At 54.4% G+C, this 11,534-nt stretch carries 12 protein-coding genes and 8 tRNA genes; 6 read left to right on the top strand and 14 right to left on the bottom strand.

The features are described 5' to 3' along the window. Nucleotide 1 precedes the first annotated feature (1 nt). The 6 genes from ppaX to NI000_RS22660 all read right to left on the bottom strand — a co-directional run bounded on the left by ppaX (nt 2) and on the right by NI000_RS22660 (nt 6,099). Complete coding sequence (gene ppaX / locus NI000_RS22635; RefSeq protein ID WP_253413662.1) at nt 2–649, bottom strand: pyrophosphatase PpaX; 648 nt, start codon at nt 647–649, stop codon at nt 2–4. Between the two features lie 4 nt (nt 650–653). Then, a complete protein-coding gene (gene lgt, locus NI000_RS22640; RefSeq protein ID WP_253413663.1) occupies nt 654–1,649 on the bottom strand; it encodes a prolipoprotein diacylglyceryl transferase in 996 nt (331 codons plus the stop codon). A 56-nt stretch (nt 1,650–1,705) separates the two neighbouring features. Next, nucleotides 1,706–2,644 (bottom strand): HPr(Ser) kinase/phosphatase, encoded by a 939-nt coding sequence (gene hprK / locus NI000_RS22645; protein ID WP_090674156.1) that lies wholly within the window; start codon nt 2,642–2,644, stop codon nt 1,706–1,708. 58 nt (nt 2,645–2,702) lie between these two features. After that, the gene (locus NI000_RS22650) at nt 2,703–3,599 is read right to left on the bottom strand and encodes a LysR family transcriptional regulator (RefSeq protein ID WP_036692601.1); all 897 of its coding nucleotides are present in this window, start codon (nt 3,597–3,599) and stop codon (nt 2,703–2,705) included. 166 nt (nt 3,600–3,765) lie between these two features. Beyond that, on the bottom strand, nt 3,766–4,890 hold the full coding sequence (locus NI000_RS22655) for an ABC transporter ATP-binding protein (RefSeq protein WP_253413664.1): 1,125 nt from the start codon (nt 4,888–4,890) through the stop codon (nt 3,766–3,768). 93 nt (nt 4,891–4,983) lie between these two features. Then, a complete protein-coding gene (locus NI000_RS22660; RefSeq protein ID WP_253413665.1) occupies nt 4,984–6,099 on the bottom strand; it encodes a PucR family transcriptional regulator in 1,116 nt (371 codons plus the stop codon). A 181-nt stretch (nt 6,100–6,280) separates the two neighbouring features. Between NI000_RS22660 and larA the strand changes: the two genes are divergently transcribed. The 5 genes from larA (at nt 6,281) to NI000_RS22685 (ending at nt 10,537) form a co-directional block, all read left to right on the top strand. Next, a complete protein-coding gene (gene larA, locus NI000_RS22665) occupies nt 6,281–7,564 on the top strand; it encodes a nickel-dependent lactate racemase (protein ID WP_253413666.1) in 1,284 nt (427 codons plus the stop codon). A gap of 22 nt (nt 7,565–7,586) precedes the next feature. Next, nucleotides 7,587–7,979 (top strand): hypothetical protein, encoded by a 393-nt coding sequence (locus NI000_RS22670; RefSeq protein WP_253413667.1) that lies wholly within the window; start codon nt 7,587–7,589, stop codon nt 7,977–7,979. A gap of 4 nt (nt 7,980–7,983) precedes the next feature. Next, nucleotides 7,984–8,592 (top strand): gluconate 2-dehydrogenase subunit 3 family protein, encoded by a 609-nt coding sequence (locus NI000_RS22675; RefSeq protein ID WP_253413668.1) that lies wholly within the window; start codon nt 7,984–7,986, stop codon nt 8,590–8,592. Beyond that, nucleotides 8,582–10,156 carry a GMC family oxidoreductase gene (locus NI000_RS22680; protein ID WP_253413669.1) on the top strand — a complete coding sequence of 525 codons (1,575 nt, stop codon included), beginning with the start codon at nt 8,582–8,584 and terminating at the stop codon, nt 10,154–10,156. Before NI000_RS22675 ends, NI000_RS22680 begins: the two co-directional genes overlap by 11 nt. A gap of 72 nt (nt 10,157–10,228) precedes the next feature. Further along, on the top strand, nt 10,229–10,537 hold the full coding sequence (locus NI000_RS22685; protein ID WP_253413670.1) for an MTH1187 family thiamine-binding protein: 309 nt from the start codon (nt 10,229–10,231) through the stop codon (nt 10,535–10,537). A gap of 59 nt (nt 10,538–10,596) precedes the next feature. On the opposite strand, the gene NI000_RS22690 is transcribed toward NI000_RS22685, so the two are convergent. From NI000_RS22690 to NI000_RS22725, 8 genes are all read right to left on the bottom strand, one after another. After that, a tRNA-Lys gene (locus tag NI000_RS22690) sits at nt 10,597–10,672 on the bottom strand. 11 nt (nt 10,673–10,683) lie between these two features. Next, nucleotides 10,684–10,769, bottom strand: a tRNA-Tyr gene (locus NI000_RS22695). Nucleotides 10,770–10,790: 21 nt separating this feature from the next. Then, a tRNA-Phe gene (locus NI000_RS22700) sits at nt 10,791–10,866 on the bottom strand. A gap of 62 nt (nt 10,867–10,928) precedes the next feature. Further along, a tRNA-Asp gene (locus NI000_RS22705) sits at nt 10,929–11,005 on the bottom strand. Nucleotides 11,006–11,026: 21 nt separating this feature from the next. Next, nucleotides 11,027–11,102 (bottom strand) — tRNA-Thr (locus NI000_RS22710). Nucleotides 11,103–11,105: 3 nt separating this feature from the next. Then, nucleotides 11,106–11,181, bottom strand: a tRNA-Val gene (locus NI000_RS22715). A gap of 12 nt (nt 11,182–11,193) precedes the next feature. Further along, nucleotides 11,194–11,270, bottom strand: a tRNA-Met gene (locus NI000_RS22720). Between the two features lie 10 nt (nt 11,271–11,280). Continuing rightward, nucleotides 11,281–11,368 (bottom strand) — tRNA-Ser (locus NI000_RS22725). Here NI000_RS22725 and NI000_RS22730 point away from each other — a divergent pair. Further along, a partial coding sequence (locus NI000_RS22730; protein ID WP_253413671.1) for a hypothetical protein occupies nt 11,346–11,534 on the top strand: 189 nt, incomplete at its 3' end. The two genes, NI000_RS22725 and NI000_RS22730, sit on opposite strands and share 23 nt — an antisense overlap.

The raw sequence follows: 11,534 nt of genomic DNA on the forward strand, positions 1-11,534 counted from the left end.
GCTACTTCCCCTCGATTCCGACAATCGGCACAATATCGCGCATATCCTGAATGATATGGGTCGGGTTGTACTGTTTCAAATATTCAGTCCCTTTCAGAGACCAAGCGACCGCCACCGACGGAATGCCTGCATTATGCGCCGCTTCGATATCATAATGGCTGTCTCCGACCATCAGCGCGGACGAGAGGTCGCCGCCGAGCTCCTGGACCGCTTTGTGAATCCCTTCCGGATCCGGCTTCGCTTTCCCGACGTCGTCCACCGTGACGATCGTGCCGAAGTAGTCGTACAGCCCCGTCAGCTTCAGTCCCATTTCCGTCGTCTGCCGGATTTTGCTTGTCACCACGCCCAGCTTCACGCCGGCGGCATGGAGCTGGGCCAGCGTCTCGCGCACATTGGGAAATTCCCGCACCAGCTCGTCATGATGCGCAATGTTGAACGCCCGGTACTTTTGTACCAAATCGTCCACCTGCTCCCGTCCGGAAAAGAACACCATCTGCTCGATCAACGGCCGTCCCATGTTCGGAACAATGTGTTCCCGGGTTACCGGCTCTGCGGTGATTCCCTCAAACGTATGCAAGAACGACTGAATAATCAGCTCGTTCGTATCGACAATCGTTCCGTCCAGATCAAATAACACAGTTTGTATCATGCTGCTACTCCTTTGTCTTTACGTCTGCTTCCTTGCTGCCATCCGGCCGAGTCTCTGTACCACCGGCTTCGCCCGTTCCCTCCGGCGCTTGTCCGATCCGTACAATCGGATCGCTATAACGCTCCGAAGCAGCGCCCGTCCGGCGGCGAACGATGATCAGCGCAATCGCGGCCAGCACGATCAGCACCGCCAAAAGCTGCGAAATCCGCACATTGCCTCCGTAGGTCATGAATCCGGGCTCGAAGCCGAAAGCTTTCATCGGCGACCACATGCCGTTCATCAGCGCGGCCAGCCAGCTTGGTCCCGTAAAATCGAGACTGTCCGTCCGCAGGCCCTCCACGAAAAACCGCCCGATCGAATACCAGATGAAGTAACTGAAGAAGAGCTCTCCCGCCCGCAAAAACGAACGCCGCCGCAGCACGAACAGCAGGAGGAGCCCTACGACGTTCCATAGCGACTCATATAAAAACGTCGGATGATAGTATTGGCCCTCAATAAGCATTTGATTGACGAGCCAATCCGGCAGATGCAGGTTGTTCCTGAGGAACGATTCCGCTACCGGCCCGCCGTGCGCTTCCTGATTAATGAAGTTGCCCCAACGCCCGATCGCTTGTCCGATGATTAGGCCCGGCGCGCAAATATCGGCAATGCGCCAGAACGAATAGCCTTTCCGCCGCACGTAAATGACTGCCGCGATAATGGCGCCGATTAACGCTCCGTAGATGGCAATACCGCCTTCCCAAACGGCAAACACTTTCCACAGATTATCTTGGTAGTCCTCCCATTTGAAAGCGACATAGTAAATTCTTGCGCCAACGATCGCCGACGGCACCCCGATCAGCACCAGATCCATGAAGAAGTCCGGGGACATGCGGAATCGTTTGCCTTCTCGAATCGCGAGCAGCAAACCGACCAGCGCCGCCGTCCCTAAGATGATGCCGTACCAACGGACGCTTAACGGACCGATGGCAAAAGCAATCGGATTAATCGCGAGAAACATGCTTGTGCTCCTTCCTTATGCCAAAAATTGTCCACCCCTCAAATCGGGGCTTCCCTTTACAAATCGTCCATGTCCTCGGCCAGCGACTCGGTCAATTTATTCGTAAACTGCAGGGCAGCGTTATAGCCCATCCGTTTCAAGCGGTAGTTCATCGCTGCAACTTCAATAATAACCGCCAAGTTTCGTCCCGGCCGAACCGGAATCGTCACGAGCGGGATATTCGTATCGATAATCTGGGTCGTTTCCTCGTCCAGCCCGAGCCGGTCATACTGCTTGTCCTGCTGCCATGTCTCCAGCTTGACGACCACCGATATTTTCTTCTCGGTACGCACCGCACCGGCGCCGAACAGCGTCATAACGTTAATAATCCCGATGCCGCGGATTTCAAGCAGGTGCCGGATTAATTCGGGCGCGTTGCCAATCAGCTGATGGTCGGCCGTTTGACGGATTTCCACCGCATCGTCCGCGATCAGCCGGTGTCCCCGCTTTACCAGTTCCAATGCGGTTTCGCTTTTGCCGATACCGCTGGACCCGGAAATCAGCATGCCGATACCGTATACATCAACCAGTACCCCATGAATCGTCGTCGTAGGGGCAAGCCGGTTTTCCAGAAAGTTCGTTACGCGGCTGGCCAAAATCGTCGTCGCCATCGCCGTCCGAACGACCGTGATCTGATGGTCGTTGGCCGCGGCCAGCAGCTCGATCGGCGCGTCCATCCCGCGGCTGATAATAATGCAAGGTGTCTCCTCCGGCGCGCACAGCCGGTGCATCCGGTCCATCCGCTCCTCCGACGACAACCCGTCGAAGAACGTCAGCTCCGTTTTGCCGAGAATTTGGACCCGGTCCGTCGGATGGAATTCGTAGTATCCAGCCATCTCAAGCCCGGGACGGTACAAATCCGCCGTGACGATCGGACGCTTTAGTCCCTCTTCGCCGCAAATAATTTCCAGATGGAACTCTCTCACCAAATCCGATACTTTCACTTTTTTCGGCATCGTGATCTTTCTCCTTTTTATCCCAATATCCTCATCCTAAAGGAATCAGTTGCATAAATCAACCGGAAGAGGCCGTGCGAAGCCCTCTCACCTGCTGGACGAACCGGTCCAGCGCAAGCGTCCCTGCCCGCTCCTCGCCTTGAATCAGGGACAACAAACGGGTTAGTCGCTGGCCGCGAATGCGGAGCTCCTTCAGCTCCTCCGTCGCAAGCATCCGTCCTACGGTCCAGCGCGACAGTACGGCAATGCCGAGTCCGGCCGCAACCGTCTCCTTGACACCTTGTGTACTGCTCAGCACGTAAGCCCGCTGCACCCGCAGTCCCCATTCGCGGATCAGCCGGTCGCTATAGGCCCGGGTACCGGAGCCGACCTCGCGGAAAATCCAGACTTGATCCTGCAATGCCTCCGGCGTCACTTCCCGGTACGCCGCAAGCGGATGGCCCGCCGGAACGGCCACGATCATCTCGTCCTCCATGAACGTTTCCGAGCGAATCCCCGGCCGCTGCAGCTCTCCTTCGACCAGCCCGACCTCCAGTTCGTGCGCCTGCACGAGCCGCTCGATTTCATCCGTATTGCCGACGGTGACCTGTACCTCTACGCCCGGATATAGCCGTGCATAGCTCGCCAGCAGCTTGGGCAGAAGAAACTCTCCGATCGTGAAGCTTGCCCCGACGCTTAAACTGCCGGAGACGACCTGGTTCAACCTGTCGATCTCATGCTTCGCCGTCTCGTATTGCAGCAGTATCGCCTTCGCTTGACGATACAAGATTTCCCCCGCCTCCGTCAGCTTCACCCGCTTCGACGAACGATGAAGCAGCTTCGTCCCGAACTCGTTCTCCAAACTGCGGATATGCATGCTGACCCCTGGCTGAGACAAATGCAGCAGCTCCGCGGCACGTGAAAAATGCTGCAGCTCCGCCACCGTCACAAACACTTTCAATTGCTCGATGCTCATGAATCTTCCCACTCCCCAGCTCTTCGTACAGCCGCGCTGTCCGGACAAGCTCTTCATTCGTAGAGGCTACGCCTAGCATATCGCGATTTTCTTTCCAACGCCACCCGCAGCCGTAGCAAAAAAGGCCAGCCCGTCAGGACTGACCTTTTATTCCGTTCAATGCGCATTAAGCGTTCAGCAAAATGGAATTCGTCGTATCTTTATCGAAGAAGTGAACTTTGTTCATATCCACAGCGAGCTTCACGTTGGAGCCTTCTTTGGCGTTCGAGCGGCCGTCTACACGAACAACGGCCATTTGGCTGCCGATTCCGCTGAGGTGCAAGAGCATTTCATGACCGAGGTTCTCCGCCACTTCCACATGAGCGTTGATGATGGTGTTCGGAGAAGCTTCCATAAAGATCGCTTCTTCGTGGAAATCTTCCGGACGTACGCCCAGCACGACTTCTTTGCCGGCATAGCCTTTTTCGCGGAGGATTTTGGCCTTGCCTTCCGGTACTTCGACATTAAAGCCCGCTGCTTTAAAGTACAAGCTGCCGCCTTGCTCAGCAAATCCGCCATGGATGAAGTTCATGGATGGGGAACCGATAAAGCCGGCTACGAAGATGTTCACCGGATAGTTGTAGATCTCCTCCGGAGATGCCGCTTGTTGAATGATACCTTTATCCATAACGACGATCCGGTCGCCCATCGTCATTGCTTCCGTTTGGTCATGCGTTACGTAGATGGTCGTCGTTTCGAGACGTTTCACGAGCTTTGTGATTTCGGCGCGCATTTGTACGCGCAGCTTCGCGTCCAAGTTGGACAGCGGTTCGTCCATCAGGAACACTTGCGGCTCACGGACAATCGCCCGGCCCAAGGCAACGCGCTGACGCTGACCGCCGGAGAGCGCCTTCGGCTTACGGTCGAGCAAGTGCTCGATATCGAGAATTTTGGCCGCTTCGCGCACGCGGGCGTCGATGTCGGCTTTTTTGAATTTACGCAGTTTCAAACCGAATGCCATGTTTTGATATACGTTCATATGGGGATACAAAGCGTAGGATTGGAATACCATCGCAATATCGCGGTCTTTCGGAGCGACGTCGTTCACGAGACGGTCGCCGATATACAGTTCGCCTTCCGTGATTTCCTCCAACCCGGCGATCATCCGCAGTGTCGTGGATTTACCGCAACCGGAAGCGCCTACCAGAACCAGAAATTCCTTGTCCTGAATATCGAGATGGAAGTCTTTCACCGTTGCTTCTTCTGCGCCCGGATATTTTTTGACGATGTGGTTCAAACGTACACCTGCCATGATTGATTCCCCCTACGAATTAGTATCGTGTTCATTGATTAAATGATACCGTAACAAGGCGTATCATGACTATGCACAATCTTCACAAAAAAACTACTTTCTTTTCGTTACTTTGTACAATAGCATGGCAATCTTCACAAGCACGGCGTTGTTGAACGTCCGCACGTCCAATCCCGTCTCGTGCTTGAATTTGTCCAAGCGGTACAACAGCGTGTTGCGGTGAATGTACAGCTTTTTGGCCGTTTCGCTGACGTTGCAGTCCAACTGGAAAAACTGTTCTAGCGTCGTCATCGTCTCCGTATCGAACGCCACATCGAGTCGTTTCAGCACATTCTCCAGAAAGCTCGCCTTCTCTGCTTCCGGTACCAAATGCACCAGCCTTTCCAGTTGGAGCTCCCATGGCATATGCATGTTGCTGCCCACGTGATACGTACGCCCCAGCATCATCGTCTCCCTGAGCTGAAGTACCGCGGCATATAACGATTTGGCCGGCATAATCGGATAGTGGATGGCCAGATGGCACTCACCTACCCATTCGTTCTCAAGCATTTCGTGCAAGCCGTAGCCGACAGCCGCAAGCCGGTCTTCCAGCGTTTCGCCGTCCGAGTCTTCCTTATCGTCGCCGGAATCCATCGACATGATTTTCTCCGAGCCGAGAATGAGCCATTCCTTATCCGTCAGAGGAACCAAGGTCATATCCGCATCGAAGAATGATTCCAGCAGCTTTTTCAGCTCCCGGTCGTGCGCCCGCCGTGAGGTTGTGTAATCCCCATACAACAGCAGCGGAATTTTTTTGGAGTAAAGCGACAGCTGCGATACCAAAGCATCGGGCATCTCGGCCTGCGTCAAGCCGAGCTCCTGCTGCGTGCGAAGCCAATCGCGCACCATTCCCGCTTTGCGCTCCTCCTCGTTGGCGAGCGACGGGGGCTTTTTATCCTGCGTTTTGCGGCTTTCCAGCGTAAGCTCCACGAGCCGCCGCTCCACAGGCGATACGGCATCTGCCTGTATGGACAGAAGCAGCGCATCCTGCCCTTCTTTTTGCGCCAAAAAAAGAAGCCTGCCCTCGCTAATCAAGCTTCCGCCTTCGGACCCCGGCTCCGCCTTATGTTTCTCCGTTTCGCGCCGCCACACTTCCCAGGCCCATCTGGTGGTTTGAACCGGAGTATTCAATATGGCTTCAAGCTGCTCCCTCACTTGTTCCCAATCCATCTCCTCGCTCCCAACCCTATGTCTATATTAAATAACTAGTTACATCTATTGTAACACAATTGGGCCTAGCAACCGCAACAAAAGGAGCTGCCTTAGGAGGTAAATCATTAATCGCGTTTAGCTACGGATAAGAGCTTAACATACGGTAATAATAAATATAAATTTCCATCGTCATCCATTCTTGATTTGCAAAGAGAAGGAGGACTGTGTCATTCCCGAACTGCGTTATGGCTGGACCACTGTCTCGCTGGAACTGCCTTCCGGCAGGACGTACGATACATTGACGTACGGGCTCGAAGCTTTAGAGACGTCTCCCGAATTGTCCCAAAACCGGATTCGCGAAGCATTGGCGGCGCCTATCGGGAGCAACAGACTCCGCGAGCTTGCCAAGGGGAGAAGCCGGGCGATCATTCTGATCAGCGACGGTACCCGTTTGTGCCCTACCGGGCTGCTCTTGCCTCCGCTGCTGGAGGAGCTTGGCGCGGCTGGCCTAGCCGACGATCAGCTCGATATTGTCGTGGCGCTGGGCGCCCATCGCAAGCACACGCCCGACGAACTGAAGCGGCTGGTCGGCGCCGAAATTTACGCGAGAGTCCGCGTGCATAATCATTCCGCCGCATCGGAGGATTGCGTTTATAGGGGGACAACGTCGCTCGGCACCCCGGTCGAGATCAACCGCATGGTCGCCGAGACGCCGCTGCGCATTGCGACGGGCAATATCGAGCCTCATGCGATGGTTGGCATTTCCGGAGGCGTCAAAGCACTCGTACCCGGGGTAGCATCCAAACGCACCATTGAATGCCATCATGCGTTGTCGTTAACGTACACGGCCGTACCCGGCAACCCGTGCAACCCGCTGCACCTCGATTTGGAGGAAGCCGCGCGGCTTGTCCCTATCCATTTCCTGCTCAATGTGATCGCCGACCACGATCGTCATGTGCTGAAAGCTGTAGCCGGAAATCCCACGGAAGCGCATAAAAAAGGAACCGCGTTTGCCGCCGGCTGGTTTACCCGGCAGGTTGCCGAACTTTACGATGTCGTCGTCGTATCGGCCGGAGGGGCTCCGAAAGATTTGCAAATGTATCAAGCGTTAAAAGCGCTCCGCAATGCCGCCGCTTTCGTAAAGCCGGGAGGCGCCCTGCTTCTTGTGGCGGAGTGTCCTGAAGGGATGGGAAACGGCTTATTTCAGCAGTGGATCGAGACGATGGGCGATCGCCGAAAAATGACGGACAAGCTGCGTGAACGATTCGTACTGGGTGCCCACAAAATTTTGCATGTGGAAGAAGTGCTGTCCCGCGCCCGGGTGTTTGTCCGTTCCTCATTGCCCCGTCATTTAATTGAATTGCTGGGCTTTTATCCTGCTGACGATTTGAGCACTACGACCCAAGCTGTGCTGCAAGACCCCGATGCGAAGCTGGCTATCATGCCGTTCGGCTCGCTGACTTATCCGCGTCATCACCGCTAACAGAAAACGGAGGAAGATTCGTATGTACTGGATCGGATGGCCCTTGGCACGCGTTGTCTTTTTGTTCGTGGGCGTCGCTTTTTTTGCCATTTGGATACAAGTGACCATCTCGCATTACCGTCAAAACTTTCACCATAAAGCCATGTGGGTTCCTGTCGTCTCTGCCCCTATATTCAGCCTGCTTGCCGTATCGCTTGCCTATTACCGGCTGGATTGGCTGTTTTTACTTTTTTCCTATCTTATGTGGTTCGGCGTTGTTGCAGGCGGCATCGGGTTCTACTTTCATTTCCACGGGGTAGGCGTTCGCGTCGGCGGCTATACGATGCGCAACTTTCTTGTCGGTCCTCCTGTCGTGCTTCCGATCCTGTTCAGCGCTTTGAGCGTCCTTGGACTTCTCGCCTATTATTGGAGGTAAATCGATGAAAAAGCTCACACGGTACCCTTCCTACGATGTCATGCACGAAAAAGACTCTTGGGACGATCATACCCAGCAAATCGTGCTTTCCCGATTGCACACGACCGGCGATTATGTGTTCCTGATGACCGTTGAGGCCGAACATTTGCGGGCCTGGTGCTCTCTCTTGGTCGATGACGAACGTCCGGAAATCATTCAGTTCGTATTGGATCATATCGATCGGACCTTGGCGGGCGGGCAAGAAAGCCAGCGTAAAAGCGGCGAGCCCGAGGCGGCCGTGCTGGTGCGTGAAGGGCTTCACGCCCTGGATATCGCATGTCAAACGATCCATACCGAGCGCTTCTTTCACCTTCAACCGAAACAGAAAAAACAGCTCATGCTCGATGTCAGCCGGAATCAAGCGGTACCTCTCGAAGTGTGGCAGCACGTGCCGCAGGAAGCGCTGTTCAAAAAATTGCTGAACCTCACTGTCGAAGCTTATTATTCTCATCCTGAAATATGGTCGGAGATCGGATACGGAGGGCCCGCTTATCCCCGCGGCTATGTACGTATGCATCCGGGTCAGCTCGATCCATGGGAGCCTAAGGAGGAGAAAAAACAGCATGAAGCGTAAATATGAGGGTGAGACGGTAGATGTCGTCATTGTTGGAGCCGGGGCTGCTGGCGGTGTGCTGGCCAAAGAACTGAGCGAAGCCGGTATGAGCGTCGTCGTGCTGGAAGCCGGACCGTTCCGGGATCCGCAGCACGATTTTGCCAGTGATGAGCTATCCATGCAAAATTTGGGTTGGCAGGAAGCACGTATCGTCGATGGTCAGGACCCGCTGCAAATGGGCCATAACAATTCCGGCTGGGGGGTTGGCGGGGGAACGACACATTTTACCGGAGTTTTCTTGCGTTTTCATGAAAGCGATTTTCGAACCAAAACGCTCGACGGCGTCGGAGAGGATTGGCCAATCAGCTATTCCGATCTCGAGCCTTACTATACCAAGATCGAGAAGGAGATCGCCGTCTCGGGCCCAAAACATTTCCCTTGGGGCGAGTTTCACGGCCCCTATCCTTATCCTGAGCGCGATCCGATCAGCCCGAACGCGCAGGTATTTGCCAGAGGCTGCGAAAAGCTCGGCATTCGCTGGGTCGTGAGCCCGCTGGCCATTTTGTCCGCACCCTTCGAGGGCCGCCCGCCTTGCATTAACCGCGGATTTTGCAACCAAGGATGCATGCCGAATGCGAAATTCAGTACCCTGATCGTCCATATTCCCAAAGCGATTGAAGCCGGTGCGGAAGTGCTGCCCGATTGCAGGGTTACTCAAGTGAATACGGATGCGAACGGCCAGGCCACGGGAGTGACGTTTGTTCATAACGATGCGACCTATGAGCAGCGGGCCCGGCTGGTCATTTTGTCCGCATACGTCGTGGAGACCCCTAGGCTGCTCCTGAATTCAGCCAACAGCCGGTTTCCGAACGGACTTGCCAACAGCAGCGGATGGGTCGGGAAAGCGTTCATGACTCACAGCAGTCACGATGTCTATGCACGATTCGAAGAGGAGGTCCGTCTGTATAAAGGAACCCCGGTGCTTGCAACGACACAGGACTTTTACGCTACTTCCCCCGAACGAGATTTTGCCCGCGGTTATACGCTGCACGCCCACGGGGTCCGGCCGGTGAGCTTTGCCGGCGGGATTACCCAATCGGGTAAGAACGGTCCGATTTGGGGGACACGTTTGCGGGAAGCGGTACTCAACTACAATTACTTCGGGCGAGTCACGTTAGTCGGGGAAGTGCTCCCGAACCCGGACAACGCCATTACCTTGAGCGATGAAAAGGATGCTTTCGGCATGCCTCGCGCGAAAGTCACTTTCAGCTATGGAGAAAATGATAATCGGCTTATCCAGCATGCCATCGGAACAATGAGCGAAATTTTAAGCGCCGCGGGAGGCAAGCCCGAATTCGTCGTCCCTGATACGGCGCATTTGATGGGAGGCTGCCGCATGGGCAATAATCCCGATACGTCCGTCGTGAATTCCTACGGGCAAACGCACGATATTCCGAACCTGTTTATATGCGACGCCAGCATTTTCGTGACGTCCGGAGGTGGCAATCCGACGAATACGGTGATGGCGCTAGCGGCTCGCACTGCCGATTATATCAAAGCGGCCATGAAGCGAATGGAGCTATGACTATACCCTGCCCATCCTTTACGGTAAAATAAACACATGCTGTGCTTACAAGCTAAGAAGGAGGGAGAACCATTGGCTATAGCCGAAGTAACCGTTATTCCCATCGGAACCGAAACGACCAGCTTAAGCGGATATGTCGCCGATCTGCACCGCCTGCTGGAACAAGCCCCGGAACCGATTCAATTCCAAATGACGCCGATGAGTACTATTATCGAAGGAGAGCTTCAAGATTTATTTCAAGTGCTTCGACGTCTGCATGAAGCCCCGTTCCAGCACGGAGCCCAACGCGTGTCCACATCGATCAAAATCGATGACCGCCGTGACAAAAATGCTTCGATGGAGCAGAAGCTTCGCTCCGTCCGCGACAAACTTCAATCATGAAGTAAGTAAGCACAATGCAAAAAAGAGACCCCTTGAGGTCTCTTTACTTGTCACCTAAATGGTGAGCCATGTAGGACTCGAACCTACGACACCCTGATTAAAAGTCAGGTGCTCTACCAACTGAGCTAATGGCTCGTGAGAATAACTGGTGGAGGCTGATGGATTCGAACCACCGAACTCGTCAGAGAACAGATTTACAGTCTGCTGCGTTTGGCCACTTCGCTAAGCCTCCGTATAATGGCTGTAAGGCCTATGGTGGCTCGGGACGGAATCGAACCGCCGACACGAGGATTTTCAGTCCTCTGCTCTACCGACTGAGCTACCGAGCCTTATGTATGCGGTTAGCTTGTCCCTTAAAGTTCAAGCTTATCCTGCTTGGTAAGATAATTCATGGCGGAGCCGACGGGATTCGAACCCGCGGTCTCCTGCGTGACAGGCAGGCATGTTAGGCCTCTACACCACGGCTCCACACTATAATATTGAAACAACTGGTGCCGCCGAGAGGACTTGAACCCCCAACCTACTGATTACAAGTCAGTTGCTCTACCAATTGAGCTACAGCGGCATATGGTGGAGGCTGACGGGATCGAACCGCCGACCCTCTGCTTGTAAGGCAGATGCTCTCCCAGCTGAGCTAAGCCTCCATGGGATAAAATTGGTAGCGGCGGAGGGGATCGAACCCCCGACCTTACGGGTATGAACCGTACGCTCTAGCCAGCTGAGCTACGCCGCCAAACTTGAAACGGAGAGAGAGGGATTCGAACCCTCGCACCACTTACGCAGTCTAACCCCTTAGCAGAGGGTCCCCTTGAGCCACTTGGGTATCTCTCCAAGCTTAATCGTTCAAGACTTGCGCCCTGAAAACTGGATCGAAACAAAGCGTTCCGATATATCTTTTCTCGCTCCGTTGACTTCGTCAAAAGTCGCTCTTAAAAGATATATCTTCACTGGTAATCAAACCTTAGTCGCTTCCCAAAGATTATTCGGAAAGCTTGTA

Origin of the sequence: Paenibacillus tyrphae (genome assembly GCF_024158745.1) — a bacterium.
GTDB classification, from domain to species: domain Bacteria; phylum Bacillota; class Bacilli; order Paenibacillales; family NBRC-103111; genus Paenibacillus_G; species Paenibacillus_G tyrfis_A.